This window comes from Nocardioides anomalus (assembly GCF_011046535.1).
Classification (GTDB): domain Bacteria; phylum Actinomycetota; class Actinomycetes; order Propionibacteriales; family Nocardioidaceae; genus Nocardioides; species Nocardioides anomalus.
This window is the reverse complement of sequence record NZ_CP049257.1, coordinates 3815219-3842023: the sequence shown is the minus strand read 5'-3', so window position 1 is coordinate 3842023 and position 26805 is coordinate 3815219. Positions and strand designations below refer to the sequence as shown.

The 26805-nt window shown below is 70.8% G+C and carries 28 protein-coding genes; 18 read left to right on the top strand and 10 right to left on the bottom strand.

Annotated features, from left to right (window positions below):
- Positions 1-227 precede the first annotated feature (227 nt).
- The 6 genes from G5V58_RS19210 to G5V58_RS19185 all read right to left on the bottom strand — a co-directional run bounded on the left by G5V58_RS19210 (position 228) and on the right by G5V58_RS19185 (position 6555).
- Positions 228-1916, bottom strand: a complete 1689-nt coding sequence (locus G5V58_RS19210) for a P-loop NTPase (RefSeq protein WP_456237808.1) — start codon at positions 1914-1916, stop codon at positions 228-230.
- An 85-nt stretch (positions 1917-2001) separates the two neighbouring features.
- A complete protein-coding gene (locus G5V58_RS19205; RefSeq protein ID WP_165236364.1) occupies positions 2002-2877 on the bottom strand; it encodes an SIR2 family protein in 876 nt (291 codons plus the stop codon).
- Between the two features lie 385 nt (positions 2878-3262).
- Positions 3263-3826, bottom strand: coding sequence for a carboxymuconolactone decarboxylase family protein (locus G5V58_RS19200; protein ID WP_165236362.1), 564 nt, complete (start codon positions 3824-3826; stop codon positions 3263-3265).
- Between the two features lie 4 nt (positions 3827-3830).
- Positions 3831-4616, bottom strand: a complete 786-nt coding sequence (locus tag G5V58_RS19195) for a crotonase/enoyl-CoA hydratase family protein (RefSeq protein ID WP_165236360.1) — start codon at positions 4614-4616, stop codon at positions 3831-3833.
- A complete protein-coding gene (locus G5V58_RS19190; protein WP_165236358.1) occupies positions 4613-5377 on the bottom strand; it encodes an SDR family NAD(P)-dependent oxidoreductase in 765 nt (254 codons plus the stop codon). Before G5V58_RS19190 ends, G5V58_RS19195 begins: the two co-directional genes overlap by 4 nt.
- Positions 5374-6555 (bottom strand): thiolase family protein, encoded by a 1182-nt coding sequence (locus tag G5V58_RS19185; protein WP_165236356.1) that lies wholly within the window; start codon positions 6553-6555, stop codon positions 5374-5376. The genes G5V58_RS19190 and G5V58_RS19185 overlap by 4 nt, the downstream gene beginning before the upstream one ends.
- A gap of 95 nt (positions 6556-6650) precedes the next feature.
- Here G5V58_RS19185 and G5V58_RS19180 point away from each other — a divergent pair, with 95 nt between their 5' ends.
- The 4 genes from G5V58_RS19180 to G5V58_RS19165 are packed head-to-tail and all read left to right on the top strand — an operon-like array spanning position 6651 to position 8794.
- A complete protein-coding gene (locus G5V58_RS19180; protein ID WP_165236354.1) occupies positions 6651-7175 on the top strand; it encodes a pyridoxamine 5'-phosphate oxidase family protein in 525 nt (174 codons plus the stop codon).
- Between the two features lie 4 nt (positions 7176-7179).
- The gene (locus G5V58_RS19175) at positions 7180-7569 is read left to right on the top strand and encodes a hypothetical protein (RefSeq protein WP_165236352.1); all 390 of its coding nucleotides are present in this window, start codon (positions 7180-7182) and stop codon (positions 7567-7569) included.
- A 29-nt stretch (positions 7570-7598) separates the two neighbouring features.
- A complete protein-coding gene (locus tag G5V58_RS19170) occupies positions 7599-8339 on the top strand; it encodes an SDR family NAD(P)-dependent oxidoreductase (protein ID WP_230486753.1) in 741 nt (246 codons plus the stop codon).
- Positions 8336-8794: a nuclear transport factor 2 family protein gene (locus tag G5V58_RS19165; protein WP_165236350.1), complete on the top strand. Its 459-nt coding sequence runs from the start codon at positions 8336-8338 to the stop codon at positions 8792-8794. Before G5V58_RS19170 ends, G5V58_RS19165 begins: the two co-directional genes overlap by 4 nt.
- A gap of 3 nt (positions 8795-8797) precedes the next feature.
- Here G5V58_RS19165 and G5V58_RS19160 read toward each other — a convergent pair whose 3' ends face one another.
- The gene (locus tag G5V58_RS19160; RefSeq protein ID WP_230486752.1) at positions 8798-9382 is read right to left on the bottom strand and encodes a nuclear transport factor 2 family protein; all 585 of its coding nucleotides are present in this window, start codon (positions 9380-9382) and stop codon (positions 8798-8800) included.
- 103 nt (positions 9383-9485) lie between these two features.
- Here G5V58_RS19160 and G5V58_RS19155 point away from each other — a divergent pair, with 103 nt between their 5' ends.
- The 6 genes from G5V58_RS19155 to G5V58_RS19130 all read left to right on the top strand — a co-directional run bounded on the left by G5V58_RS19155 (position 9486) and on the right by G5V58_RS19130 (position 16811).
- Entirely contained in the window at positions 9486-10259 is a 774-nt protein-coding gene (locus G5V58_RS19155; protein ID WP_165236346.1) for an SDR family NAD(P)-dependent oxidoreductase, read from the top strand.
- Between the two features lie 4 nt (positions 10260-10263).
- Positions 10264-11316, top strand: a complete 1053-nt coding sequence (locus G5V58_RS19150; protein WP_165236344.1) for an LLM class flavin-dependent oxidoreductase — start codon at positions 10264-10266, stop codon at positions 11314-11316.
- An 89-nt stretch (positions 11317-11405) separates the two neighbouring features.
- Positions 11406-12452 (top strand): LLM class flavin-dependent oxidoreductase, encoded by a 1047-nt coding sequence (locus tag G5V58_RS19145; RefSeq protein WP_230486751.1) that lies wholly within the window; start codon positions 11406-11408, stop codon positions 12450-12452.
- Between the two features lie 2 nt (positions 12453-12454).
- A complete protein-coding gene (locus G5V58_RS19140; protein WP_165236340.1) occupies positions 12455-14113 on the top strand; it encodes an AMP-binding protein in 1659 nt (552 codons plus the stop codon).
- The gene (locus tag G5V58_RS19135; RefSeq protein ID WP_165236338.1) at positions 14113-15603 is read left to right on the top strand and encodes an aldehyde dehydrogenase family protein; all 1491 of its coding nucleotides are present in this window, start codon (positions 14113-14115) and stop codon (positions 15601-15603) included. The genes G5V58_RS19140 and G5V58_RS19135 overlap by 1 nt, the downstream gene beginning before the upstream one ends.
- Positions 15603-16811 carry a CaiB/BaiF CoA transferase family protein gene (locus tag G5V58_RS19130; protein WP_165236336.1) on the top strand — a complete coding sequence of 403 codons (1209 nt, stop codon included), beginning with the start codon at positions 15603-15605 and terminating at the stop codon, positions 16809-16811. The genes G5V58_RS19135 and G5V58_RS19130 overlap by 1 nt, the downstream gene beginning before the upstream one ends.
- Before the next feature lie 3 nt (positions 16812-16814).
- Here the strand turns inward: G5V58_RS19130 and G5V58_RS19125 are convergent, their stop codons facing one another.
- From G5V58_RS19125 to G5V58_RS19115, 3 genes are read right to left on the bottom strand one after another with little or no spacing between them, the layout of a single operon-like run.
- The gene (locus tag G5V58_RS19125; protein WP_165236334.1) at positions 16815-17324 is read right to left on the bottom strand and encodes a carboxymuconolactone decarboxylase family protein; all 510 of its coding nucleotides are present in this window, start codon (positions 17322-17324) and stop codon (positions 16815-16817) included.
- Entirely contained in the window at positions 17321-17698 is a 378-nt protein-coding gene (locus G5V58_RS19120) for a carboxymuconolactone decarboxylase family protein (RefSeq protein ID WP_165236332.1), read from the bottom strand. The genes G5V58_RS19125 and G5V58_RS19120 overlap by 4 nt, the downstream gene beginning before the upstream one ends.
- Positions 17695-18471: an SDR family NAD(P)-dependent oxidoreductase gene (locus G5V58_RS19115; protein WP_165236330.1), complete on the bottom strand. Its 777-nt coding sequence runs from the start codon at positions 18469-18471 to the stop codon at positions 17695-17697. The genes G5V58_RS19120 and G5V58_RS19115 overlap by 4 nt, the downstream gene beginning before the upstream one ends.
- Before the next feature lie 162 nt (positions 18472-18633).
- On the opposite strand from G5V58_RS19115, the gene G5V58_RS19110 reads away from it, so the two are divergent.
- Genes G5V58_RS19110 through G5V58_RS19075 form a run of 8 tightly spaced genes read left to right on the top strand, consistent with a single transcriptional unit; the run spans position 18634 to position 26804 of the window.
- Positions 18634-19800 carry an acyl-CoA dehydrogenase family protein gene (locus G5V58_RS19110; RefSeq protein ID WP_230486750.1) on the top strand — a complete coding sequence of 389 codons (1167 nt, stop codon included), beginning with the start codon at positions 18634-18636 and terminating at the stop codon, positions 19798-19800.
- On the top strand, positions 19797-20954 hold the full coding sequence (locus tag G5V58_RS19105; RefSeq protein WP_230486749.1) for an acyl-CoA dehydrogenase family protein: 1158 nt from the start codon (positions 19797-19799) through the stop codon (positions 20952-20954). Before G5V58_RS19110 ends, G5V58_RS19105 begins: the two co-directional genes overlap by 4 nt.
- A gap of 34 nt (positions 20955-20988) precedes the next feature.
- Positions 20989-21756 carry an amidohydrolase family protein gene (locus tag G5V58_RS19100; RefSeq protein WP_230486748.1) on the top strand — a complete coding sequence of 256 codons (768 nt, stop codon included), beginning with the start codon at positions 20989-20991 and terminating at the stop codon, positions 21754-21756.
- On the top strand, positions 21753-23120 hold the full coding sequence (locus tag G5V58_RS19095; RefSeq protein WP_165236326.1) for an acyclic terpene utilization AtuA family protein: 1368 nt from the start codon (positions 21753-21755) through the stop codon (positions 23118-23120). The genes G5V58_RS19100 and G5V58_RS19095 overlap by 4 nt, the downstream gene beginning before the upstream one ends.
- 1 nt (position 23121) lies before the next feature.
- A complete protein-coding gene (locus G5V58_RS19090) occupies positions 23122-23433 on the top strand; it encodes an AtuA-related protein (protein WP_165236324.1) in 312 nt (103 codons plus the stop codon).
- Positions 23430-24224 carry an enoyl-CoA hydratase/isomerase family protein gene (locus G5V58_RS19085; protein WP_165236322.1) on the top strand — a complete coding sequence of 265 codons (795 nt, stop codon included), beginning with the start codon at positions 23430-23432 and terminating at the stop codon, positions 24222-24224. The genes G5V58_RS19090 and G5V58_RS19085 overlap by 4 nt, the downstream gene beginning before the upstream one ends.
- A complete protein-coding gene (locus tag G5V58_RS19080) occupies positions 24217-25368 on the top strand; it encodes an acetyl-CoA C-acyltransferase (protein WP_165236320.1) in 1152 nt (383 codons plus the stop codon). Before G5V58_RS19085 ends, G5V58_RS19080 begins: the two co-directional genes overlap by 8 nt.
- Before the next feature lie 23 nt (positions 25369-25391).
- A complete protein-coding gene (locus tag G5V58_RS19075; protein WP_165236318.1) occupies positions 25392-26804 on the top strand; it encodes an MFS transporter in 1413 nt (470 codons plus the stop codon).
- Position 26805 lies beyond the last annotated feature (1 nt).

Below are 26805 nucleotides of genomic sequence, written 5' to 3'. Positions count from 1 at the left end.
AACTCCGGCCCGCGTTTGTCGATGAAGGCCTGCGCGCCCTCGCGCATGTCGGGTGAGCCGATGGCCTGGACGAGCATGCCCAGGCCGGTGCTGACTTGCCGGGACGTCGAGCCCTGCTGCTGTCCAACTTCTCGGATCACAAATTCTCTGCCGAGCAAAGCGTTGTGTAGTTGGAATCCAGGAAGCGCCTCGTGCCTGTTAGTGCAATGGCCTCGGACGTGCGTCAGTCATCGACCTTGGCCGATTAGCGGTTCGATGGTCGCCGAAAGAAGCCCGGGGTTCGGAACGCGTAACGTCTGCAGGGCTGCGGCCTCCCTGGTAAGTTGAACGAGACATTTTTCAAGCAGTCTCAAGGCTAGTGAGGAGTCGAGTTGAGAAGTGGACGGAGCTTTTCCCTGACTTGATAAGTTTCGGCACGCCTCTAGATCGTCCGCGGGAACAAGGGTAGATTCGGCCAGCTTGAAGACGGCCGCGAGCCCGAGTCTTGCTCGCTCCGATCCGGTATCGCGTCCGATCCGAACGAGGGATCGAGCGATTACAACGAAGTACCGCCCGGCCTCGGTGCGAGTCAGTTTGGCCCGCTCGCGACTCAGGCCAACCGCGGCAACAAGAAGCGCGCTCGCAGGCTCGTCCGCGTCGAGATATGAGAGAGACCAATCGTAGAAGAATCCGCTTGCTGACCGCTCGCGATCACGATATAGGTGCATGCGAGTATACGCGGCGGCGTAGCGCTCTGCGGCAACCTCCGGCTGGCCCATCTTCCGATATAGTGATCCGAGATCGGTTTCGTACACGAGCAGACTCGGCTCTGCCTCCGCGGCCTCGCTGGCAGCGTTTACGGCGATTTGGTATGAGCTAATCTTGGAGTACCCAGCCTCCCGTAGACCGTCCGATATCTTCGTGGGTAGATGCACGACGCGCGAGTAATCGGCCAGCTCTAGGTGACGACCTAGGGCTATCGCCGACCGGACTATATCGCCGTATATCTCTCCGAGGTCAAGACCACGACTACGTCCTCGCAGCAGCCTGATGGCACTTCTTGCAATTTCGGGGTGGCGAACCTGAACAAGCCCTCCCGCTCGTGCGGTCGCGGCTTCGGTTCCTAGGCTGAATTCGACAGTTCGTCTCAGTTCCTTTACGTCGATGCCTAGCAGTTCAGCCCAAAGCCTGCGGTCGATCCCAGCGAGGCCACCGATCTCAAACGCGCACACATAGATAAATGCTTTAAGTAGTGAAACGTGCGAGCCGTCGATAGTGTGCTCTTCAAGATTGTCTAGCATTTCGTTGACGTGTGCATCGAGTCGCGACTGATCGAACCGTAGTCGAAAGAGCCCGCCGAGCAGCGAGCCGTTACTACGCTTATCTGATTCGACAGCGTCCAAAAGGCGTTTGAGTTGCTCGTCCAGACCGCCCTTGTCGCCGAGCAGGCCGAGACCCTTGGGAATCGACGACCAAGCGGCGATGATCGCCCGGCCCTCTCGCCTGCTCAAACGTCCAAAAGTCTCCTCAGACGCAGTAACGTTCGCGAATCGCGAGATATCACCGCGCGCATTCCGCCAGTCCGACAATCGGGCGCCCGCGACGACGTCGAGTTGGCGCCCTTCCAGGGCCCCTGCCAACTCTTCGAGGGCCGGTACGCAATTGTCAGCTTCGTCAACAATTAGTAGAGGGGCTTCCTCTGTAGCAAGGTCTGCGATGGCTGAGACGTCCAACGTGACGCCGGCGTGAGGTCGCCAATATACGTTCCTTCCCGCCTTATGCATCCTGTATGCAACCTGCATCAGCGCGGTCGATTTTCCGTCGCCCGCGGCAGCGAGGAGCATGAGCCACCGGGGCCGTGATTGCTTACCACTCTCTAACGTTGAGCAGATGCGGTCTACGACATCTAGGGATGGGATGGTTGAGGAACTCGCCAACGCCCAGTCAGGGGCGCGACCGTCGAAGAACGCCGACAGGTCCTGTTCGGAATGAAGAGCTTGGGCGCCTGAGATTAAGGAGTCGTCAAGTAGGACTAGACCCTTCGGCGCCCCGTGGACGGCAGGAACTGCCTCGTCCGAATATATCTCCAACTCTCGGGCTAAGCGGGGGGAAAAACGCGTGGCAGTCGATGCCCGAATATCTGTGAAAGAGGCCGTCAATAATCAATCGACCGACGCGGCCAAGGAGAGTCCGATGCCGCGCTTGAATAACGGCCTCGTCGGATTCATAAAAGCACCACATGACCTCGGCTGTGGCGCCATCGTCGACGGCTAGAGCCTCAAGCGCCCCGGTCACAACATCGTCCCAGCCGCCATAACCCACGACGAGAGCGTCTGCGTTCCCGATGGTCCGGACTATGGCAGTCTGTAGTCGAGGGCGCGAGTACATCAGCTGCTCGGGCGTGTGCATGGTCGGCGCTTGGTGCCAGAACCCATGAACGTACACGACCTCCACGACCCCGTCGACTGAGGCAGTCGTGTCATTGGCAATGGGCGCATCACCCGTTACGACCCGACGACGAGTCTGAACTCCAGCGCGAGCTAAGGCGACCTCGATTAGGGGATCGAAGTTGGTGGTTATGATCACCGAGAATGCCTCGGGGTTGGCCGCAATGATCTCGCCGAGCCCGATCAGGCCATCGGTCAGACTCCAATCGGCGTTCTCCGCGGCAGCGGTGCCGTCCCCAGTCGGAACTCCGTTTCCAGCCCATGCGGCGAGCACCGCGTCGCGTACGAGCCCGTCGGCGGCGGAGCGACCGCGGAACTTGATCAAGCGACCCATGAAGATTCGGTAGATCTCGCCGAGGTCGACGGCTGAACTCTCTAAAGCTCGCAAGAGCGACTGATCGGGATCGACATCGCCAAATTGGGCCAGTCCAGCCTGCACGATCCCTTTCACGCCTGTCACGCCTCTGCCATCTTGCTGACAGATTGCGGACCCAAGGATTAGCGCCAAGGGGCGCCGGCGCTGGCTGATCCGGTCCGAAAGCCTCCCCAAGAGGAGAGCTGACTCGTCTAACATCCAAGTCCCCATGCTCGATCCCGCGCTAAGGGTAGGACCGTACACCGCCGCGCCCTCGGAATCCGATAGAGCGAAGCGGTCGATCGACTTGACACTCTCAGTAGCTTTGCCGCACTTCTCGGCTCGCCGCCGGCAGACTCGGAGACGTCTGGTCTTGTCACAGATCCATCACTCTGACCGACGACCTCCCGCAGGAGTACGCCGATCCGGACGCGGTGCTGGCGCCGTGGACGCAGGCGCCGAGGGAGGGAGGCTGACGAAGTCAGACGACTGACTGAGGTGTTTGCGTCCACGGCGCCAGCACCGCGTCCGGATCGGCGTACTCCTGCGGGAGGTCATCGGTCATGGCGAGGGCGGAGCCCAGGCGGCCGTAGCCGACGAAGGTGGCGACCTGGAAGCAGAGGTCCATGCGTTCCTGGTCGGTGAAGTGGGCGGCGAGGTCTCTGAAGGTCTGGTCGTCGACCTGGAGGTGGTCGGTGGCCATCTTGTCGGCGAAGGCGAGGGCGGCTCGTTCGGCTGGGGTGAGGTCGTCTGCTTCCTGGGGCTTCTCGAGGCTGCAGACGAGGTCCTCGGTGAGGCCGTCGTCGATGCCGTCGGCGTAGCGGATGGCCATGCAGCTTCGGCACTGGTTGTGGAAGCTGATGCGGAGGCGGACGAGCTCGACGAGACGTCTCGCGAGGACGGAGTTGTCGCGCAGGGCCTTCATGAACTGCAGGTACGGGCCGGCAATGGCGGGGGCGTTGGCGTAGACCTGCTGGCGAAGCGGCGCTTGGTCGCCGAAGAGCGGTCCATAGACGTCGGGGCTGGCGGGTGGGATGCGGGTCATGTCTCTACCGGGCTTTCCACTGGGGGGCGCGCTTCTCCTTGAAGGCGGTGGCGCCCTCGCGGGCGTCCTCGGACTCGCGGACGGGGAGGGTGATCTCGCGCTGCTTGTCGAACATCTCCTCGCGCGTCCAGCCGGGGGACTCGACGATCACGCGCTTGGTGGCCCGTACGGCGAGGGGCCCGTTCTGGGCGATGGCGCGGCCGAGCTCGAGGGCGGCGTCGAGGGCTCCGCCCTTCGGGGTCAGGCGGTTGACGAAGCCGACCTCGTGGGCGCGGGTGGCGGGGACGAGCTCGCCGGTGAGGGACCACTCCATGGCCAGGTGGTACGGCACGCGCTCGGGGAGGCGCATCAGGCCGCCGCCGGCGGCGACCAGGCCGCGCTTGACCTCGGGGAGGCCGAACTTGGCGTCCTCGGCGGCGACGATCATGTCGCAGGCCAGGGCGATCTCGAACCCGCCCGCGAGGGCGTAGCCCTCGATGGCGGCGATGATCGGCTTGGCGGGCGGGCCCTCGACGATGCCGGCGAAGCCGCGGCCGGGGATGGAGGGCTTCTCGCCGGCGAGGAAGGCCTTGAGGTCCATGCCGGCGCAGAAGGTGCCCCCCGCACCGGTGAGGACGCCGGCGACGAGGGTCGGGTCGTCGTCGAGGCGGTCCATCGCGGCGCCGATCTCGACGGCGGTGGCGGTGTTGATCGCGTTGCGGGCCTCGGGCCGGTCGATGGTGACGACGAGGACGCCGTCGACGACCTCGGTGGTGACGTTCTCCGTCGCAGGTGCCTGGGTGTCGGTCATCGAGGGGTCATCCGGATGGCGCCGTCGAGGCGGATGGTCTCGCCGTTCAGCATGGCGTTGTCCACGATGTGCATAGCCGTGGCGGCGAACTCCTCGGGCCGGCCGAGGCGGGCGGGGTGGGGGATCTGGGCGGCCAGGCCGTCCTTGATCTCCTGGGAGAAGCGGTTGAGGATCGGGGTGTCGAAGACGCCGGGGGCGACCGAGCAGACGCGGATGAGCGCGCGGGACAGGTCGCGGGCGGCGACCAGGGTCATGCCCACCACGCCGGCCTTGGCCGAGGCGTAGGGGATCTGGCCGATCTGGCCCTCCCACGCGGCGACCGAGGCGGTGAGCACGCAGACGCCGCGCTCGTCGTCGACCGGCTCGTTGGCGGACATGCGGGCGGCGCTGAGGCGCAGCACGTTGAAGGTGCCGGCCAGGTTGATGTCGACGATCTCGCGGTAGAGGTCGTAGTCGCCCGGGCTGCCGTCCTTGTTGACCAGGCGCACGGTGCCGCCGCGACCGGCGCAGTGCACGAGCACGCGCAAGGGCGCCTTGCTGGTGGCGATGTCGAGGGCGCGGTCGACGCCCTCCTCGTCGCGGACGTCGGAGGGGGAGAACGACGCGAGGTCGCCCAGCTTCTCCGCGACCGCCTCGCCGTCGGAGGAGGGCAGGTCGACGATCGTCGTGTGCACGCCGCGGTCGACGAGCTGCTGCACGGTGGCCAGGCCGAGGCCGGAGGCCCCGCCGGTGACGAGGGCGGAAGCGTGGGTCAGGTTCATCGGAGCACCTCGAAGATCGTCGCGTTGGCCATGCCGCCCGCCTCGCACATCGACTGCAGGCCGTAGCGGCCGCCGGTCTGCTCGAGGTGGTTCAGCAGGGAGGTGAACAGGCGGATGCCCGAGGCGCCCAGCGGGTGCCCGAGCGCGATCGCGCCGCCACGTGGGTTCAGTCTGGCCATCTCGACGGGGAACTCCGCCTGCCAGGCGAGCGGCACCGGCGCGAAGGCCTCGTTGATCTCGACGGCGTCGATCTGGTCGATGCTCATCCCCGAGCGCTCCAGCACCTTGGCGGTGGCGGGGATCGGTCCGGTGAGCATGAGCGTCGGGTCGTCGCCGACGACCGAGGACGCGACCACCCGGGCCCGGGGCCGGAGGCCGAGAGCCGCGGCCCGCTCCGCGCTCATCACGAGTACGGCGCCCGCCCCGTCGGTGATCTGCGAGGCGTTGCCCGCGGTCACCTTCCAGTCGATGTGCGGCAGCTTGGCCCGGTTCTCCTCGGTGCCGAAGACGGCGTCGAGACCGGCCAGCTTCTCGGCCGTCGTACCGCGGCGGATGGACTCGTCGGCGGTGACCTTGGTGCCGTCGGGGGTGGTGATGGTGACGATCTCGTCGTCGAAGCCACCGGAGTCGGCGGCCGCGGCCGCGAGCTCGTGGGAGCGGGCGGCGTACTCGTCCAGCTGCTGGCGCGACAGGCCCCACTTCTCGGCGACCAGCTCGGCCGAGACGCCCTGGGGGACCAGGTCGGGGAACCGCTCGCGCACCGTCGGGCCCTGCGGGTCCTGGTCGAGCCGGTTCACCCCCATGCGCACCCGGCTCATCGACTCGATGCCGCCGGCGACCACGATGTCGTAGGTGCCAGCGACCACGCCCTGGACCGCGAACTCCAGCGCCTGCTGCCCCGAGCCGCACTTGCGCTCGATGGTCACCGACGGGACGTGGACCGGGTAGCCGGCGGCGAGCCACGCCTGGCGGCCCGGCGTCCCGGACTGCTCCCCGGCCTGGGTCACGCAGCCGACCATGAAGTCCTCGACCGTGCCCGGGTCGATGCCCGTGCGCTGCACGAGCGCGGCGAGGGTCTGGCTGAGCAGGTCGACCGCGTGCAGCCCGGAGAGCGCGCCACCCGGCTTGCCCTTCCCCATCGGCGAGCGGACGGCGTCGACGATCACGGCCTCAGGCATGCGTACCTCCGGGTTGCGGACTCTTGCGGTCCCGACTGTAGTCGGTAATCATGCTCATGAACATCATGGTTTTGCTCACAACCGGGAGGCGGGCGATGAGCGGCGAGCTCGGCACCAAGAACCTCGAGAAGCTCCAGGGCACCCACCTCGACGACGAGGCCCAGGAGGAGCTGCTCACCACCCAGACCGAGTGCAGCTTCGTCTTCAGCACCGCGGACGGCTGGCCGACCGGCGTCATCATGAGCTTCATCTGGGTCGACGGCCGCTTCTGGCTCACCGCGGTCGAGGGGCGCCGGCACGTCAAGGCCGCCGACCGCGACGAGCGGGTGACCGTGATCGTCTCCAGCGCCGGTGCGCTGCCCGGCCGCCGGATGGTCGCGGTCCGCGGCCGCGTGGTGGTGCACCGGGACCGGGAGACCCTCGACTGGTTCCTGCACGAGTTCACCCACCGCCTCCAACCCGAGGGCCCGGACCAGTGGCGGGCGCTGCTCGACAGCCCCCACCGCGTGGTGTTCGAGGTGGTCCCGGAGGCCAAGCCGACGAGTCACGACCAGCGCAAGATCCCCGGCAACGGCCGCGGCCTCGACACCGAGCCGGCCCGCCCGCACAAGGTTGTCTGACCCCGTGCCCCAGCACCTCATGCTCGTGCTGAGCAACGCCAAGGACGGCCGGGAGGCCGAGTTCCACGCGTGGTACGACGTGCACATGCGCGAGACCATCGACAAGCTCGACGGCTTCGCGGCGGCCCAGCGCTTCGAGCTCGCCGACCTCGAGGGCGCGCCCGACGTGCCCTACCGCTACCTCGCTCTCTACGCGATCGAGGACGACCGGGTCGCCCGCGCCTACGAGCAGTTCCTCCACGGCCGCCGGGAGCGCGCCGAGGCCACGGCGGCCGGCCGCGAACCCCTGATCGCGGTCAGCGACAGCCTGGACCCGTCGGCGTTCCTGGTCGGCTTCTTCTCCGCGCTCGGACCCGAGGTGCCCTCCCGGCGACTGGGCGGCGGCGGCGCGTGACCCCACGACCAGCGCGCCTCGAGGGGCGCGTGGCGCTCGTCGTGGGCGGCGGGTCCGGGATGGGGCGGGCGACCTCGCTGCGGCTGGCCGAGGAGGGTGCGCACGTCTACGTCGCGGACCTGTCGGCCGACGGCGCCGCGGCGGTGGCGGAGGAGATCGGCGACGCCGCGCAGGCCGTCACGCTCGACGCCACCGACACCGACGCGCTGCGCGCGCTGTACGCCCACATCGACGCCGAGCACGGCAAGCTCCACGTCCTGCACAACCAGGTGGGCATGCCCGGGGCCGGCGGCCTCGACGTCAGCGAGGCCGACTTCGACCTGGCCATCGACGTCAACGTCAAGCAGGCCTTCTACGTGGCCTCGCTCGGCTACGAGCTGGTCAAGAAGGCCGACCGCCTGGGCTCGATCTCGATGACCGCGTCGACCGCGGCCCTCGTCGGCTCGCCGTTCAGTCCGCTCTACTCGCTGACCAAGGGAGCGCTCACGGCGTACACCCGCGCGCTGGCGCTGGTCGGCGGGCCGGACGGCGTGCGGGTCAACGTGATCTGCCCCGGCCCGGTGGACACCCCGATGCTCCCCACGTTCTTCGGCCGCGACCCCGGTGCGGACATGGCCGACCTGATGGAGGCGTTCATCGCCCTCATCCCCCTGCAGAGGCCCGCGACCCCGGCGGAGATCGCCGGCGTGGTCGCGTTCCTCGCCAGTGACGACGCCGGCTTCGTGACCGGCGCGACCATTCCCGTCGACGGAGGACAGACAGCCCGATGAGCCACGACACCACGACCGACCTCGGCGTCCTGGGCGCCCAGAGCGCCCGTCTCTACTACCGCTACGCCCGCGCGGTCGACGAAGGCGACCTCGACGCGCTGCGCGCCATGGCCACCGACGACATCCAGATCACGCGCGGTGACCACCCGACCGAGGACGGGGTCGAGGCGTTCCTCGACGTCTACCGCGCGCACAACGCGCTCGAGATCCCGGTGTGCAAGCACGTGGTCACCAACGTGCTGGCCGAGCGCGACGGCGACGACGTCGTGACCCACGCCTACTTCGAGGCCACGATGCTCGAGGAGGGCCGGACCCGCGTGGTCATCGGGGTGTACGACGACGTGCACCGTGAGGTGGACGGCGAGCTGCGGCTCGCGCACAAGAAGATCCGCGTGCAGCGCCAGCTCGTGCTGCCGGCCGCCGAGGGCAGCTACGCCCACGTCGGCAAGGGCTGAGGCTCAGAGGAGGTCGCGGTACGTCGTCCAGGTGGGCAGCGTCTCGGGGATCGCGGCCTGGGCAGGCTCCGCGCCGGGCATCCGGACCCGGCGGGAGTCGGCGAAGCCGTGCGGCATCTCCTCGATCGGCATCACGTACATCGAGCGCAGGTCACGGGCGGCGAAGACCCAGCGGCCGTCCTCGAGCCGGACGTAGCGGTCGTCGTAGCGGAAGGCGGTCATGAGCAGCCGGCCCTCGAGCGCGAGCTCGCCGTGGCCGGTGGCCAGGCCGGTGCCGCTGCCGGCATGGGTGTCGAGATCGAGGACGTGCGAGTGCGACACGTGCAGGGTGGTCACGTAGCGGTCCATCATCGAGGCGTAGAACGGCCGCAGCTCGTCGTGGCCCCGGTAGGTCACGCCGGCGCGGGTGAAGGTGCCGTCCGCGGCGAAGCAGCGCACGACCGTGGCCAGGTCGTGGTCGTCGACCGCGACGGAGTAGAGCGCGTTGAGCGCGCGGACCGCCTCGGTGTCCGCGAGCCTCCGCACCTGCCGGGCGAGCTCCTCGGGCGAGGTGGCGAGGGTCGTGGTGGTGGCGAGGTCCAGATCCACGGGGCTCCAATCAAGGCGCATCATTGTCAGAGTAAGCACGCCGATGCTAGCGTCGCGGGACCCGGCCCGCCAGCCTCGTGGTGGGCCTGAGCGGAGGAGCGCGATGCCCAGCGGACGGCCCAACGGAGTGGTGGTCACTGGAGCCGCGCAGGGTCTGGGCAAGGGCATCGCCGAGTGCCTCGCGAGCGCTGGGCACACGGTCGTCGGGATCGACCTGCACGAGTCCGTGACCGACCTGGGCCTCGAGGGCGAGGGCCACCTCGGCCTCGTCGGTGACGTGACCGACCCGGCCGTCGTGGACCGTGCCTGCCAGGAGGCCGCGGCGCGGGGCGACGGTCTGCGCGCGGTCGTGTTCAACGCCGGCGTCGCCTCGCCGGGCGAGACCGTGACCTACGACGTGGCGGAGTGGGACCGCGTCCTGGGGGTCAACCTGCGCGGGGTCTTCCGCGGTGCCCAGGCCGCGCGTCCGCACCTGTCCAGCGGCGGCAGCATGGTGATGCTCTCCTCGATCGCCGCCCACCAGGGGTTCGCCGCGCGCGCGGCGTACTGCGCCTCCAAGTCCGGGGTCGACGGCCTGGTCCGCTCCCTGGCCATGGAGTGGGGTCCGGACGGCATCCGCGTCAACGCCGTCGCGCCCGGGACCATCGAGACCGAGATGCAGCGCGCGATGATAGCCTCGGGCCGGCTGTCCAACGAGCTCGCGCTGACCCGCATCCCGCTCGGCCACGTCGGGCACCCGCACGACATCGGCCACGCCGTGACCTTCCTGGTCTCCGAGCAGGCGCGCTACATCAGTGGTGTCGTCCTGCCCGTCGACGGTGGGTGGGACGGCGGCGGGCTGCCGGCGGTGGCGCCGGCGGTCGCCGGCCAGGCCTGAGCGCATGGTCCAGATGGGAGTCCACCTCAGCGACGTCCCGACCTCCCTGCCGCCCGCCGAGCACTTCGACGCGGTGCGGCGGATGGTCGAGGCCGCGCAGGAGGCCGGCTTCACCCACATCGCGATCGGCCAGCACTTCCTGTACGGCGAGCTGCGCTGGCTCCAGCCGGTCCCGCTGCTCGCGCGCCTGGCCGCGGACGTGGACCCCCACGTGCGGCTCGCCACCAACATCATGGTCGCGCCGCTCTACCACCCGGTGCTGCTGGCCGAGGAGCTCGCCACCCTCGACGTGGTGACCGAGGGACGGTTCACCTGGGGCTGCGGCCTGGGCTACCGACCCGAGGAGTTCGACCACCTCGACGTGCCCTTCAAGCAGCGCGCCAGCCGCTTCGACGAGATCCTCGAGCTCCTGCCGCGGCTCTGGACCGAGGACGAGGTCACCCACCACGGCCGGCACTGGCAGCTCGAGGGCGTGCGACCGCACCTGCGCCCGGTGCAGGACCCGCACCCGCCGATCTGGGTCGGCGCCCAGGCGCTCCCCGGCGTGCGCCGGGCCGCGCGGTACGCCGACGCCTACGCCTGCTCGCCGGAGGCGACGGTGGCCGAGATCGCCGAGCGGCACCAGGTCGTGATGGACGGCTTCGCCGCGCGCGGGAAGGCGTTCACGCCCCAGCCGGTGCGCCGCAACGGGATGGTCGCCGACACCACCGAGCAGGCGCGCGCGGAGTTCGCCCGGGTTGCGCAGGGGCGCTACGTGGCCTACGCCCAGACCGGCTTCGACGCGATGGACCTCGGCGAGCTCGAGCGCCGGTTCCTCGACACCGTCGCCGACCACGCGGTCATCGGCACGCCCGACGAGGTGGTCGCCCAGCTGACCGACCTCGCGACCCGCCTGCCCGTCGACCCGATCGTGTGGCGGCCGGGGTGGCCATCGATGTCGGCTGACGAGGTGTGCGCCGCGATCCGCCGGCTCGGGCGCGACGTGGTGCCCGGCGTACGCGAGCTGGAGGCGCGGACGACCATCGAGCCGTCGGCGTTCACCACGCCGACACATTGACGAATCCATGAGCATCAATATGATGGTTATGGCGTGAGCGGCACGGCCGCCCGTGACTCCAGGAACCGAGGGACAACAGCATGGTCAAGATGGGTCTGCTCCTGAGCGACGTGCCGAAGTCGGTGACCCCGGCTCAGCAGTTCAAGGACGTGCTCCGCATCGTCGAGGCCGCCCAGGCCAACGGCTTCACCTACATCGCGATCGGCCAGCACTTCCTGTACGGCGAGCTGCGCTGGCTCCAGCCGGTGCCGCTCCTGGCCCGCCTGGCGGCCGAGGTCGACCCCGACGTCAAGCTCGTCACCCAGATCATGATCGCGCCGCTCTACCACCCGGTGATGCTGGCCGAGGAGATCGCGACGCTCGACGTGGTCACCGAGGGCCGGCTCGTCTTCGGCGCCGGGCTCGGCTACCGGCCCGAGGAGTTCGACTACCTCGACATCCCCTACAAGCAGCGTGCCGGCCGCTTCGACGAGTCGCTGGAGCTGATGAAGCGGCTGTGGACCGAGGACGAGGTCACTCACCACGGGAAGTACTTCCACCTCGAGGACGTCCGCCCGCACCTGCACCCGGTGCAGGACCCGCACCCGCCGATCTGGATCGGCGCCCACGCCATCCCCGGCGTCCAGCGCTGCGCCAAGTACGGCGACGCCTACGCCTGCCCGCCCGAGACGCCCATGCACGAGATCGCTGAGCGGCACCAGATCGTCATGGACGGCTTCGCCGCACGCGGCAAGGAGTTCACGCCGCAGCCGCTGCGCCGCAACTGCCTAGTGGCCGACTCGCGTGACGAGGCGATCGTCGAGTTCGCCCGCGTCGCGCAGGGCCGCTACCTGACCTACGCCAACAAGGGCCTCGACGTCATGAAGGACCAGGACCTGCAGAACGAGTTCGCCAAGGCGGTCTCGGGCCACGCGGTCATCGGCACGCCCGACGACGTGGTCGCCACGCTCACCGACTACGTGCACAAGCTCCCGGTCGACCCGCTGCTGCTGCGCCCGCAGTGGCCGACGATGGACGGCGACGAGACCGTCGCGGCCATCCAGCGCCTCGGCAAGGACGTCGTGCCGGCGATGCTCGCGCTCGAGCCGCGCACCACCATCGACGAGTCGGCCTTCGCGGCGCCCGCGGAGGCCTGAGCATGCAGTACTACGAGGACCTCGTCCCGACGTTCCCGGACCCCGAGACCTGGACCTTCGGCCACGTGCTGCGCCACCACGCCGCCGAGCGACCGGACGCCGTCTGCCTCGACACCCCCGAGGAGCAGCAGACCTGGACCTACTCCGAGGCGCTGGACTTCTCCGAGCGCATCGCCTCCGCGCTGTACGCCGCGGGCGCGGCCCAGGGCGACCGGGTGGTCCTCATGGCCTACAACTCCTCGCGCTTCGTCCGCACCTGGTGGGGCATCTCCCTCGGCGGTCTGGTCGAGGTGCCGATCAACACCAACTACGAGGGCGAGTTCCTGCGCCACCAGCTCGACGTCGCGCAGGCGCGCTACGCCGTCATCGACGACGTGATGGCCGAGCGGTGGGTCGCGGTGGCCGAGCACGCCCGTGGCATCGAGAAGTTCTGGGTCATCGACTCCGGCGCCGGCATCCGCGACAAGGCCGTCGACCTGCTGCGCGAGCACGGCTGGGAGGCCGCCGAGTGGGAGGAGCTCGAGGCGGCCGAGAAGGCCGAGCTCCCGCAGGTCCGCCCGCAGGACCTGGGCGCGATCTTCTACACCTCCGGCACCACCGGCCCGTCCAAGGGCGTGGCCATGCCGCAGTCGCAGCTGTACTTCTTCGCCCAGATCGTCGTCTCCCTGTGCCGGCTCACGCCCGAGGACGTCTACCTGACGACCACGCCGCTGTTCCACGGCAACGCGACGTTCATGGCCGTCTACCCGGTCATCGTCGCGGGCGGCCGCGCCGTCGTGCGCCCCAAGTTCAGCGCCAGCCGCTGGATCGACCACGTCCGCGACTCCGGCGTGACCGCGACCAACTTCGTCGGCGTGATGATGGACTTCGCCTGGAAGCAGGACCCGCGCGCCGACGACCGCGACAACCAGCTGCGCGTCGTGTACGCCGCGCCGACGGCCAGCACGATCGTGGAGCAGTTCAGGGAGCGCTACGGCATCGAGGCGTTCGTCGACGCCTTCGGTCTGACCGAGACGTGCGCGCCGATCATGTCGCCCTACGCCGTGCCGCGGCCCGCGGGCGCGGCCGGGCTGCAGAACAAGGAGTGGTTCGACATCCGCCTGGTCGACCCCGAGACCGACCGTGAGGTCGCGGTGGGCGAGATCGGCGAGCTCGTGGTCCGCCCGGTGCACCCGTGGACCTGCTCGGGCGGCTACTACAACATGCCCGAGAAGACCGTCGAGGCCTGGCGCAACCTGTGGTTCCACACCGGCGACGCGCTGCGCCAGGACGAGGACGGCTGGTTCTACTTCATCGACCGCTACAAGGACGCTCTGCGGCGCCGCGGCGAGAACATCAGCTCCTACGAGGTCGAGCAGGCCCTGCTCGGCCACCCCGACGTGGTCGAGGCCGCCGTCGTCGGCGTGCCCGCCGACCAGGAGGCCGGTGAGGACGAGGTCCTTGCGGTCGTGGTCACGACGGGACCCGACGCGGTCAGCGCCGGCGACCTGCTCGCGTGGGCCCAGGGCAAGATCCCCGCCTTCGCGATCCCGCGCTACCTGCGCATCGTCGACGCGCTCCCCAAGACGCCCTCGGAGAAGGTCCGCAAGGCCGCGCTCCGCGACGACGGCGTCACCGCCGACACCTTCGACAGCACCCAGCCCCGAGGAGAGACCCGCTGATGTCCGTCACCACCGACCGCCCCCTGACCGAGGACGAGATGCGCACCTGGGTCCCCGACACCAGGACGCTGCTCATCGGCGGACACATGGTCGACCCCGAGGGGGAGCGCTGGGACGTGTTCAACCCGGCCACCGAGGAGGTCATCGCGACCGTGGGCGGCGCCTCGCCCACGCAGGTCGACGATGCCGTCGCCGCGGCCCGCACGGCGTTCCCGGCCTGGGCGGCCCTGTCCGGGGAGGAGCGGTCGCGCCACATCCACCGACTGGCCGACGTCCTCGAGGGCGCGGCCGACCGGCTGCTGCCCTCGATCGTCAACGAGGTCGGCACGCCCGTCGCGCTGGCGGAGTACCTCCAGGTCAAGATGGCCGTCGACGAGCACCTGCGCTGGGCGGCGGAGGCCGCGAAGCGCGACCGGACCGAGCACCTCGGCGGCTACGACAAGCCGGTGCCGACCGAGAGCGACGTGGTCCACCAGCCCGTCGGCGTGGTCGCCGCCATCACCGGCTACAACTACCCGCTCAACCTGGCCATCTTCAAGTTCGGTGCCGCGCTGGCCGCGGGGTGCACCGTCGTGCTGTTCCCCTCGCCGCGGACGCCGCTGACCACGCTGCTGCTCGGCGAGTTGATCCAGGAGGCCGGGCTGCCCGCCGGCGTCATGAACGTCATCGTCGGCGGCACCGAGGTCGGCGTGCAGCTCTCCTCGCACCGCGGCGTCGACCGCGTCTCCTTCACCGGCTCCGACGGCGTCGGCTCGAAGATCATGGCCCAGGCCGCGGAGAACCTCGCCGGCGTCACCCTCGAGCTCGGCGGCAAGTCGCCCAGCATTGTCATGCCCGACGTCGACGTCTCGAAGATCGCGGTCGAGATGCACCTGCGCTGGTCGCGCAACGGCGGGCAGGGCTGCGCGGCGCTCGCGCGGCTGCTGGTGCACAAGAGCCGCTACGACGAGTTCCTCGAGGCGGGCGCCTCGGCCTTCGACCAGATGGTCGTGGGCGACCCGTGGGACCGCGCGACCAACATCGGGCCGATGATCCGACCCGACCACCAGGCCCGCGTGCGGGGCTTCATCGACGGCTCCGTCGCCGAGGGCGGCACCAAGCTGCTCGAGGTGACCAAGCCGCTGCCGGAGAAGGGCTGGTTCGTGAACCCCGTCCTGCTCGGCGACCTGCCGCACGACGCGCGTGCGGTCCAGGAGGAGATCTTCGGTCCCGTCGCGGTGATCCTGCCGTTCGAGGACGAGGAGGACGCGGTCCGCCTGGCCAACGACACGGCGTACGGCCTGGCCGCGAACATCTGGTGCGACGACCCGGTCCAGGCCCGCCGGATGGCCGAGGCCGTCCGCGCCGGCACGGTGTGGATCAACGGCGGTGGCGCGATGCGTCCGGACGCACCGTTCGGCGGCTACGGCCGCTCCGGCGTCGGGCGTGAGCTCGGCGAGTGGGGGATGCGCGAGTACCTCGAGGTCAAGCACATCCAGTGGCGGCTGTGATGGCGCAGTCCCAGGGGCCGCTCGCGGGGGTCAAGGTCCTCGAGCTCGGGTCGATGTACGCCGCGCCGACGTGCGGGCGGATGCTGCGTGACTTCGGTGCGGACGTGGTCAAGGTCGAGGACCCGGCGACCGGTGACTACGCCCGCCAGTGGACGCCGATGAAGAACGGCCAGTCCTTCGGCTTCGGCCGGCTCAACTCCGGCAAGCGCTCGCTGGCCCTCGACCTGCGCACCGAGCAGGCCCACGACCTGATCCGCCGGCTGGCCACCGAGGTCGACGTGGTCATCGAGAACTTCCGGCCCGGGCGGGTCGACGCCTGGGGGATCGGCTACCAGGCGCTCTCGGAGATCAACCCGCGCATCGTGGTCACCAGCGTCTCCGGCTTCGGCCAGTTCGGGCCCAACAAGGCCAAGCCCGGGTTCGGCACGGTCGCCGAGACCGGCAGCGGCTTCGCCTACATCAACGGCTGGCCCGAGACCCCGCCGACGTCGCCGCCGTTCGGCTTCGCCGACTCGATCTCCGGCATCGCGGCCGCGATGGGCACCGCGATGGCGCTGTACCGCCGCGAGCGCGACGGCCGCGGGGACCAGGTCGACGTGGCGCTCTACGAGCCGCTCATGTTCATCGTGGGCGACATGATCATGAACTACACCGGCACCGGCTTCGTCCAGGGTCGGGTCGGCAACGGCACGGGCTCGGCCTCGCCGCGCGGGGTCTACCAGGCCGCCGACGGCAAGTGGCTGTCCATCGCCGCGTCGAACCAGCGGATCGCCAAGCGGCTCTTCGCGGCCATGGGTCAGCCCGAGCTCATCGAGGACCCGCGCTACGCGACCAACGCCGTCCGCATGCAGCACAACGACGAGCTCCAGGAGAAGGTGACCGCCTGGGTCGCCGAGCGCCCCCGCGACGAGATCCTCAAGATCCTCGACGAGCACGAGGTCGTCTGCTCCCAGGTCAACGACGCCAGCGACATCGTCCAGGACGAGCACTACCTGGAGCGCACCCTGGTCGAGCTCCAGGGCAGCGAGGCGCTCGGTCGCGTCCTCATGCCGGGCCCGGTCGTGCACCTGCACGACTACCACGGGCCGACGTACGACGGGATCCCGAGCATCGGCGAGCACACCGACGAGGTCCTCGAGCAGTGGCTGGGCCTGGGCCAGGCCGAGCGCGACGAGCTCGTGGCCGCGGGCGTCGCCGGCCGCGGCTGACATCTACAGCGCGCCGCCCACCCGCGCCTGTCCGTCGGCGTCGAAGGAGAGCTCGCTCAGACCCTCGCGCGGCGCGACCTCGATGCGCAGTGCGACCGAGGCCTTCTGCTGGCTCCACTTCACGACGTCGAGGAGCAGCTCGGCGATCTCGGTCTCGGTGAAGAGGCGGCGGGCGTCGGCGCGCAGCGCCTCGTCGGCCGCCGACGGGTCGAGGATCATCGCGTCGGTCAGGCGCAGCGCGACCCGGTGCCGCTCGCTGAGGACGCTCGTCTCGTGGTGGTCGACCTGGGTCGCGAGGGACTCGTCGACCTCGCCGGCCTCCACGTTGCGCACCGACTGGCACAGCCGGCAGTCGTGGACGCGCGCGCACCGCAGGCGCACCAGCTCGGTGGTGGTCGGGTCGAGCGCGCGCTGGCGCACGACCGCGGCGGCGAAGGCGGCGACGGCGAAGTCGACGGGGGTGCCGTACTTCGGGACGGACGGGTCGGTGGGGAGCGGGATCCGGCTGCTCACGACAGCACCACCCCGGCGACCAGGTCGAGCCGGGTGCCGAGGTCGACGGCCCAGACCAGGTTGCAGAGCTCGTGGACGCGGATCGGGTCGGCGTGCTCGAGCAGCGCGGCGACCTGGGCGTCGTCGAGGCTGGAGACCGAGAAGACGAACTGCTCGACGAAGTCGAGCACCGCGCGGTCGGCCGCGTCGAGGTCGGTGCGCGAGCGCCAGTCGTCGAGGTCGGAGGGGACACCGCCCAGCACGGAGGCCACCCGGTCGCGGACCAGCTCGAGGACGTGGGGGTCGACGCTCGCGGCCGCCACGCGCTCGACCTCGGCCAGTGCCGCGGTGGGCTCGGGGGCGAGCCGGGCCAGGGCCGCGCGAGGGGCGCTCACGGCTGACCGCCGTCGACGGTGAGCACCGAGCCCGTCGTGTACGACGCGAGGTCGCTCGCGAGGTAGAGCGCGGCGCCGACGATCTCGTCGGGCTGCCCGCCGCGCTGGGCCGCGAAGGTCTGTGCACGCCGGGCGAAGGCCTCCTCGTCCCAGGCCTTGCTGACGTCGGTGAGGAAGGTGCCCGCCATGATCGCGTTGACGCGCACGTCGGGGCCGAGGGCGTGCGCGAAGCCGACGGTGATGGCGTTGAGACCCGCCTTCGCCGCGGCGTACGGGAGGATGCCGGGGCGGGGGTGGACCGCGCCCGCGCTGGAGATGTTGATGACCGAGCCGCCGCCGGACTCGGCCATCCGGGTGCCGAGCAGGGCGGTGAGCCGGAACGGGCCCTTGAGGTTGACGTCGATGACCTTGTCGAACAGGGCCTCGGTGACGTCGACCTCGCGGTCGTAGACCGGCGACATCCCGGCGTTGTTGACGAGCACGTCGACCGACCCGAACGCCGACCAGGCCGCATCGGCGAGCGCATCGAGCTCGTCCCAGTGACCGACGTGGGCGCCGAGCCCCTGGGCGGGCACACCGGTGGTCTCCGAGAGCTCGGCCGCGAACTCCTCGCAGGCCTCGCCGTTGCGGCTGGCCACCACGACACGGGCCCCGCAGCGGGCGAAGCCGTAGGCCATCGCGCGGCCGAGGCCGCGGCTCCCGCCGGTGACCAGCACGGTCCGGCCGGCCAGGTCGAAGCCGGGTCCGGGGGGCGGGGTCGGGTCCTGCGTCATGGCCTCTCCTCGGGTCGGGCTCGCGGCGGGGCGGCCTGCCGGCCAGTGTGGCCGCCGCCTTGACGGGTGGCAATCTATCAGTACCATGATCATAGTTATCATCCACTCACGACGCCGGACCCGGCGTCCTCACGACGGGGAGCCGACGTGCAGGGCTTTCTCTTGTCCCCCGAGCAGCACCACCTCCGCGAGGTGGCGGCCGACGTGGCCCGCGAGTGCTACGCGCCCTACGCCGAGGCCTGGGACCGCGACCGGACCGCCCTGCCCGCCGAAGAGGTCCGTCGACTGGCCGAGCTCGGCTTCCTCGGCATCGCGATCCCCGAGCAGTACGGCGGCCACGGCGGCACCCTCATGGACGCGCTGATCGTCCAGGAGGAGCTGGCCAAGGAGTGCCGCCCGGCCGCGTTCCAGATCTTCGAGGCCAACGTGGGCCCGTGTCGCGTCATCGAGTTCTTCGGCACCGAGGAGCAGAAGCACTCGATCCTCCCGCGGGTGGCCACCGGTGAGGTCACGATGGCCATCGGCATCAGCGAGCCGGACGCCGGCTCGGCCGCCACCGACCTCAAGACGCGTGGACGTCGCGACGGCGACGAGATCGTCATCGACGGCAACAAGCGCTGGATCTCCAACGGCGGCCACGCCGACCACTACCTCGTCTACTGCCGCCTCAGCGACGAGCCGGGCGCGAAGGGCATCGGTGCGGTCATCGTGCCGGCCGACACCCCGGGGGTGAGCTTCGGTGCCCCCGAGCGGCTCATGGGCTTCCGGGGCATCCCCAGCGCCGACATCCACTTCGACGGGGTGCGCGTGCCGGCCTCGAACGTGGTGGTCGAGGCCGGCGGCTTCCACAAGCTCTTCGGCGTCTTCTCCATCGAGCGGCTCGGCAACGCCACGATGTCGCTGGCCATCGGCCAGGCTGCGCTGGACCGCACGCGCAGCTACGTCGAGCAGCGCGAGCAGTTCGGCCGCCCACTGGTGGAGTTCCAGAACGTGCAGATGGTCGTGGCGACCATGGCCATGAAGGTCGAGGCCGCGCGCCTGCTCATCCAGCGCGCCGCGACCAACGCCGGCACCGGCCTGCCCCACGCCTACGAGGTCTCGGTGGCCAAGTGCTTCGCCAACGAGATGGGCAAGGAGGTCTCCGACCTCGCCATGCAGATGCACGGCGGCAACGGCTACACCGAGGAGTACGGCATCGAGCGACTCCACCGCGACGCCCACGGGTGGGCGATCGCCGGCGGAACGCCCGCGATCCAGCGTGTCAGGATCGCCTCGGAGCTGTTCGGCCGGAACTTCAACCAGCGTCCCCCGGAGGCGATCGCCCAGTGAGCGTGACTGACGAGCAGACGGGTCTCTTCGAGCTCCCCCAGCGCTACGTCGACCTGCAGGCCGAGGCGCACCGGCTCGCCGCGTCCTGCGAGGACGTGGCCGACCGCGCCGACGAGGCCGACCGCTTCGACCCCGACGTCCGCGAGCGGCTCGCCGCCTCCGGTCTGTGCGAGGTCGTCGTCGCCGCGGAGTACGGCGGCCGCTTCGAGGCCGTCGACTCCCTCGCGGTCACGGTGGTGCGCGAGCAGCTGGCCGCGGTCAGCGACCACCTCGACTCGATGTTCGCGATGCAGGGCATCGGCAGCTTCGCGGTCTCGGTCGCGGGCTCCGACGCGGTCCGCAAGCAGTGGCTGCCGCAGGTCGCCGCGCTGGAGGCGATCGCCGCGATCGGGCTCACCGAGCCCGGGGTCGGCTCGGACCTCCGGGCCATCACCACCACCGTCGAGGAGCACGACGGCGAGCTGGTGGTGAACGGCCACAAGTCCTTCATCACCAACGCGCCCGACGCCTCGTTCTTCGCCGTCCTGGCCAAGGAGGACGACGGCTACTCCCTGGTGTTCGTGCCTGCCGACGCCCCGGGCGTGACCGTCACCACCCCGCACCAGATCCTCGCGCCCCACGTCCTCGGCGACGTCGTCCTCGAGGACGTCCGGGTGCCGGTCGACCACCGCCTCGGCGAGCCGGGCCAGGGGTTCCGGCTGATGCTGTCCACCCTGGCGACCTTCCGCGTGTCGGTCGCCGGCGCCTCCGTCGGCCTGGCCGAGGCGGCCCTGCACGAGGCGGTCGCGCACGCGACCACCCGCGAGCAGTTCGGCATGCCGCTGGCCAAGCTGGGCGGCGTACCGGCCAGCCTCGCGACCTGCTGGGTGGAGATCGAGGCCGCCCGGGCGATCACCTACCGCGCCGCGGCCGCCGCCGCCCGCGACCCGCTGGCCGGGTTGCACCTGTCCTCGATCGCCAAGGTGCACGCCACTGAGGCCTGCGGCCGCGTGGTCGACCGCTGCGTGCAGGTCATGGGCCGCTTCGGACTGGTCCGCGGCGGCAAGATGGAGCGGATCTACCGCGAGGCCCGCCCGATGCGCATCTACGAGGGCTCGACCGAGGTCATCCTCGACTCGCTGGCCAAGAAGCTCGTCAAGGACCTGGCTCAGTGAGGGCGGCCCGGTGATCGTCGACTGCCATCTCCACGTGTGGCCCGACCACATCGCCGACGCGATGCAGGCCCAACGCCCCTCGGGGATGCCGCTGCTGTTCAACGGCAAGCTCTCCGGGCTGCTGGAGACCATGGACGCGGCCGGGATCGACATGGGGCTCGCGCTCGGCGTCGGCATCAAGGCCTCGGTCGTGGCGCGGACCAACGAGTTCATCGGCACCGTGCCGCGCGACCGGCTCGTGCCGTTCGGCACCGTGCACCCCGAGCTCTCCGTCGAGGAGAACCTCAAGAGCCTGCGGGACAACGGCATCGTCGGGGTCAAGCTGCACCCGCTGTTCCAGGACGTCTCGCTGGCCGACTCCCGCGTCCACGAGATCCTCTCGGCCCTGGCCGAGGAGGGCCTGCCGGTGGTCTGCCACGTCGGCGCCGGTGGCGACGAGGCCGCCAACGAGCGCGGTCGCCCGCACCTGCTGCGCAAGATCGCGGACACGATCCCGGACCTGGAGCTAATCGCCTGCCACTACGGCGGCTACCACCTGCTCGACGAGGCCGAGGAGCACGTCGTCGGCAGCTCGGTCCACCTCGAGACCTCCTGGCCGCCCACCATGGCCGAGCTCGAGCCCGAGAGGGTCGTCCGCCTCATCCGCACCCACGGCGCGGACCGGGTCGTCTACGGCTCGGACTGGCCGATGGCCGACCCCGCCCGGGAGATCGCGGCCATCCGCGCCCTCGGCCTGACCCAGGAGGAGGAGGACGGGGTCCTCGGTGGCAACCTCGCCCGTCTCCTCGGGCTGCCCGCATGAGCGGCCGGACCGTCCGGCTCGGTGCCGGCATGGCCTTCTGGGGCGACCGGGTCCAGCCGGCCATCGAGATGGTCGAGCGCGGCGACATCGACTACCTGTGCTGCGACCACCTGGCCGAGCTGACCATGTCGATCCTGGCCAAGCAGCGCGCCAAGGCCAGCGACCGCGGCTACACCCGCGACATCCTCGACCTGCTGCGCGGCGCACTGCCGGCCATCGTCGAGAAAGGCGTCAAGGTCGTCACCAACTCGGGCGGTGCCAACCCCCGCGCGGCCGCCGAGGCGATCGCGACGATGGCCAAGGAGCTCGGGATCTCCGGGCTGCGCATCGGCGTGGTCACCGGCGACGACATCGAGGCCGACATCGACGACCTCATGACCTCGGGCGTGGGGTTCGAGAACCTCGACACGGGACGACCGCTGTCCGAGGTCCGCGAGCGGCTCACCCACGCGGCCGTCTACACCGGGTGCGAGGGCATCGTCGACGCGCTGCGCCAGGGCGCTCAGATCGTGGTCTGCGGCCGGGTCACCGACATCGCGCTCTATCTCGGCCCCCTCATCCACGAGTTCGGCTGGGCCCGTGACGACTGGGACCGGCTCGGCATGGCGACGGTGGTCGCCCACGCCATCGAGTGCGGCGGACAGGCCACCGGAGGGCTGTACGCCGGCGACTGGCAGGGCGTGCCCGGGCTGGAGGAGCTCGGCTACCCGATCGCCGAGGTCGCCGAGGACGGCACCGCCGTCTTGACCAAGACCCCCGGCACGGGCGGTCGCGTCGACGTCGGCACGGTCAGCGAGCAGCTCGTCTACGAGATCCTCGACCCCGGCAACTACCTCACCGCCGACGTCACCGCCGACTTCACCCAGGTGCACCTGGAGGACCTCGGCGACGACCGGGTCCGCATCACCGGCGGCACCGGCAAGCCCGCGCCCGCGACGCTCAAGGTCAACATGGGCTACCGCGCGGGCTTCGTCGGCGAGGCCGTGTTCACCTACACCTGGCCCGACGCCTACGCCAAGGCCCAGCGCGGGCTCGAGTTCCTGCGCACCCGCCTCGAGCGCGCCGACTTCCAGTACACCGAGGACCACGTGGAGTACGTCGGGCAGACCTCGATGTTCCCCGGCGTCGTGGCCGAGCCCGACGACCCCGAGCTGACCGAGATCGTGGTGCGCTACGCCGCGCGCTGCCCGGACGCGGAGAACGCCCGCAAGGTCTTCACCGAGAGCGTGCCGCTCTACAACAACGGCCCCGCCGGCGTGGCCGGCGTCGGCACCCGGCCGCCGCTCAAGGAGCTCTACGCGATCTGGCCCTGCCTGATCCCCCGCGAGCACGTCACGCAGTCCGTCGAGATGCTGGAGGTCTGAGGTGCCCACCCGTGTCGCCGACCTCGCCCACGGCCGCTCCGGCGACAAGGGCGACACCTGCAACGTCGGCCTGGTCGCGTGGGACGACGCCGGCTACGAGGTGCTGTGCCGGGAGGTGACCGAGGAGCGCGTGACCGCGCACTTCGGCGACCTCGTGCAGGGCAGCGTGACCCGCTACGAGCTGCCGGGCATCAGGGCGCTCAACTTCGTGCTCACCGGGGCCCTCGACGGTGGCGGCACCATGTCGTTGCGCTCGGACCACCTCGGCAAGGTCATGTACGCCTGGCTGCTGCGCATGGAGCTGCCCGGGTGAGCGCGCCCGTCCTGGTCTCCACCCGGGGCTCGATGACGGTCCTCACCCTGGACCGGCCCGAGGCCCGCAACCCGCTCAACGGCGAGCTCGCCGACGCGCTCCTCGACGCGCTGCGGACCGCGCTGGAGGACGACGGGACCCGGTCGGTGGCGATCGCGGCCCACGGCCCGGCGTTCTCCGCGGGCGGCGACCTGAGACAGATGAAGGAGCTCGCCTCGACGCCGGGCGAGGTGGCGTGGGCGTGGCCGCAGTCGATCGTGGACCTGCACCGGCTCGCGCTGCGCGCACCGAAGCCCCTGGTCGCCCTGGTCGACGGCCCGGCGTACGCCGGCGGGATGGGCCTGGCCGGGATGTGCGACGTGGTGCTGGCCACCCGGCGCGCGAGCTTCGCCATGCCCGAGGTCAAGATCGGGCTCTTCCCGATGATCATCGTCGCACCGCTCGTCCGCGCGCTGCCGCGCAAGCTGGTGATGGACCTGGTGCTCACCGGCCGGGCGATGGACGTGGCCGAGGCCGACAAGGCCGGCTTCCTCGCCCGCGTCTGCGAGGGCACCGAGGAGCTGTGGGCCGCCGCCGACGAGTACGCCGCGATGTTCGCCGACACCAGCCCGCTCGCCGTGCGCCTGGGTCGTCGCGCGTTCGCGCACCTGGCCGACCTGCCGGCCGACCAGGCCCTCGACGCGGCCCAGTTCATGAACCTGCCGTTCTTCCTCGGCAGCGACCTGCCCGAGGGGGCCGCGGCGTTCCTCGAGAAGCGACCACCCCGGTGGAAGGAGTCCCCCGATGGCTGAGCAGGCCTTCGTCGTCGGCGCGGTGCGGTCGGCGGTGGGCCGCCGCGGCGGCGCGCTGTCCGGTGTGCACCCCGTCGACCTCGGCGCCGCCGTGCTGCGCGAGCTCGTCTCCCGGACCGGGGTCGACCCCGAGGCCCTCGACGACGTCCTCTGGGGCTGCGTCGGTCAGGTCGGCCCGCAGGCCTCCAACACCGCCCGGATCACCGCCCTCTCGGCCGGGCTGCCCGAGCGGGTCCCCGGCACGACCATCGACCGCCAGTGCGGCTCCTCCCAGCAGGCGCTGCACTTCGCCGCGCAGGCGGTGCTGTCCGGCACCCAGGACGTCGTGGTCGCCGGCGGCGTCGAGGTGATGAGCCAGGTGCCGATCGCCTCGCCGACGCTGATCGGCCTGGAGAAGGGCATGGCCCACCCGCGCGGCGGCACCGGCTGGGCCCAGCGCTACGGCGACCAGGAGATCTCGCAGTTCCGCGGCGCCGAGCTGATCGCCGAGAAGTGGGCACTCCCGCGCGCGGCGATGGAGGCCTACGCGCTGGAGAGCCACGCCCGCGCGCTGCGATCGCAGGCGGCCGGGGACTTCGACGCCGAGATCGTGGACGTCGCGGGTCTGAGCCGCGACGAGGGCCCCCGCGCGGACACCACCGCGGAGAAGCTGGCCTCGCTCAACCCGCTGACCGAGGGTGGTCGCCTGACCGCCGCCCTGGCCAGCCAGGTCTCCGACGGCGCGGCCGCACTCCTCGTCGCCTCGAGTCGCGCGGTCGAGAAGCACGGCCTCGCTCCTCTCGCCCGGGTCCACACCATGGTGGTCGAGGGCTCGGACCCGGTCCTCATGCTCACCGGCCCGATCCCCGCCACCGCCAAGCTCCTCGACCGCTCCGGCGTGCCGCTGGACGAGATCGGCTCGTTCGAGGTCAACGAGGCCTTCGCGAGCGTCCCGATGGCGTGGCTCGCCGAGACCGGGGCGGACCCGGGGCGCACCAACCCCCAGGGCGGCGCCATCGCGCTCGGTCACCCGCTCGGCGGCACGGGCGCGCGGCTGACCACCACGCTGCTGCACCGGATGCGGCGCGAGGGCCAGCGCTACGGGCTGCAGACGATGTGCGAGGGCGGCGGCATGGCCAACGCCACGTTGTTCGAGCTGGTCTGACCCGCGGGGTGACCGCCGGCCAGGTGACGCACGCGGCGACCGACCGCGGACTCATCGCCTGCCTGTCCTTCGCCGCCCTCACCGGCGCCATCGTCGCCGGCCTGGGCAGCCCGATCGTCTACGAGGTCGCGGTGACCCGGGACGTGACGGTCGCCGACGCCCAGTGGGGACTCATCGTCACCCTGGTCGTCGGCGCGGTCTGCACTCCCGTGCTCTCGCGGCTGGCCGACGGCCGGTTGCGGCGACACCTGCTCGTGGGGTCGCTGCTCGTCGTCACCGCGGCGAGCCTCGTGGCCCTGGTACCGACGTTCTCGGCCCTGCTGACCGCGCGGTCCCTGCAGGGCTTCGGCTACGCGATGGTGCCGCTGACCGTCAGCATCGCCCGCGAGCAGCTCGAGGGCGCGGTGCTGGCCCGGACCCTCGGCGTGCTGTCGACGAGCGTGGCCGTCGGGGTCGGCCTCGGCAACCCGGCCATCGGCCTGTGCGTCCTGCTCGGCGGCTACCGGCTCGCGTTCCTGCTCGCCGCGGTCGTCGCGGGCAGCGCCGCGCTCTGGGTGTGGCGGCGGGTGCCCGTGTCGACCGGCGGCGGGGCCGTCGCCGTCGACCTGCCCGGTGCCCTCCTGCTCTGGCTCGGGCTCGCTGCGACGCTGCTGGCCATCGCCCGCGGCAGTGTCTGGGGCTGGACGTCGACGCCGGTCCTCGGCCTCGGCGCGTCGGGCGTGGTGCTGCTCGTGGCGTGGTCGGTGCTCGAGCTGCGGGTGCCGGCCCCGCTCATCGACCTGCGGCTGGCCACCGCCCCCGGCGTGCTGGCGGTGAACGTCGCGGCCCTGCTGCTCGGCGTCGGCATCTTCGGCGGGGTCTCGGTCGTGGTGCTCGTGGCGCAGTCACCGACGGCGACCGGGTTCGGGCTCGGCTACTCGGTCCTGGTCTACGGACTGTTGATGCTGCCCATGGCGTTGGCCAGCCTCGTGTGCCCGGGCCTCGCGCGGGTGCTCGCGCGACGCATCGGGTTCCGCGCGGTGCTGACCCTCGGCTCGGTGATGGTCGCGGCCTCCTTCGGCGTCTTCGCCCTGCGGCACGCCGGCCCGGTCGACGTGCTGCTGATGATGCTCCTGCTCGGCGTCGGTATCGGCCTGGCCTACTCGGTGATGCCCGCGCTGATCGTGGCCCGCACGCCCGACGAGCGCACCGCCAGTGCCACGGGCGTCAACCAGGTGCTGCGGCTGCTCGGCGGCGCCTTCGGTGCCGCGCTGGTGGCGACCGTCCTCGCGGCGTACACGCCCGTGGGCGAGGACGGGCCGCGGGAGACGGGCATCGTCGTGGCCTCGCTGGTCTCCTGCACCGGTGCCCTCGTCTCGGCCGGGGTCGCGTGGCTCCTGCTGCCGCGCCGCACGGTCGTCAGTGCGACGGTTGACAGCCACTTCACCGCGGAATAAC

Excerpts from the sequence above, each read along its gene's own strand:
- G5V58_RS19200 (WP_165236362.1), bottom strand. The coding sequence starts at position 3,826 with ATGACCCGCATCCCACCCGCCAGCCCCGACGTCTATGGACCGCTCTTC.
- G5V58_RS19195 (WP_165236360.1), bottom strand. The coding sequence starts at position 4,616 with ATGACCGACACCCAGGCACCTGCGACGGAGAACGTCACCACCGAGGTC.
- G5V58_RS19190 (WP_165236358.1), bottom strand. The coding sequence starts at position 5,377 with ATGAACCTGACCCACGCTTCCGCCCTCGTCACCGGCGGGGCCTCCGGC.
- G5V58_RS19185 (WP_165236356.1), bottom strand. The coding sequence starts at position 6,555 with ATGCCTGAGGCCGTGATCGTCGACGCCGTCCGCTCGCCGATGGGGAAG.
- G5V58_RS19180 (WP_165236354.1), top strand. The coding sequence starts at position 6,651 with ATGAGCGGCGAGCTCGGCACCAAGAACCTCGAGAAGCTCCAGGGCACC.
- G5V58_RS19165 (WP_165236350.1), top strand. The coding sequence starts at position 8,336 with ATGAGCCACGACACCACGACCGACCTCGGCGTCCTGGGCGCCCAGAGC.
- G5V58_RS19155 (WP_165236346.1), top strand. The coding sequence starts at position 9,486 with ATGCCCAGCGGACGGCCCAACGGAGTGGTGGTCACTGGAGCCGCGCAG.
- G5V58_RS19150 (WP_165236344.1), top strand. The coding sequence starts at position 10,264 with ATGGTCCAGATGGGAGTCCACCTCAGCGACGTCCCGACCTCCCTGCCG.
- G5V58_RS19145 (WP_230486751.1), top strand. The coding sequence starts at position 11,406 with ATGGGTCTGCTCCTGAGCGACGTGCCGAAGTCGGTGACCCCGGCTCAG.
- G5V58_RS19140 (WP_165236340.1), top strand. The coding sequence starts at position 12,455 with ATGCAGTACTACGAGGACCTCGTCCCGACGTTCCCGGACCCCGAGACC.
- G5V58_RS19135 (WP_165236338.1), top strand. The coding sequence starts at position 14,113 with ATGTCCGTCACCACCGACCGCCCCCTGACCGAGGACGAGATGCGCACC.
- G5V58_RS19130 (WP_165236336.1), top strand. The coding sequence starts at position 15,603 with ATGGCGCAGTCCCAGGGGCCGCTCGCGGGGGTCAAGGTCCTCGAGCTC.
- G5V58_RS19115 (WP_165236330.1), bottom strand. The coding sequence starts at position 18,471 with ATGACGCAGGACCCGACCCCGCCCCCCGGACCCGGCTTCGACCTGGCC.
- G5V58_RS19095 (WP_165236326.1), top strand. The coding sequence starts at position 21,753 with ATGAGCGGCCGGACCGTCCGGCTCGGTGCCGGCATGGCCTTCTGGGGC.
- G5V58_RS19080 (WP_165236320.1), top strand. The coding sequence starts at position 24,217 with ATGGCTGAGCAGGCCTTCGTCGTCGGCGCGGTGCGGTCGGCGGTGGGC.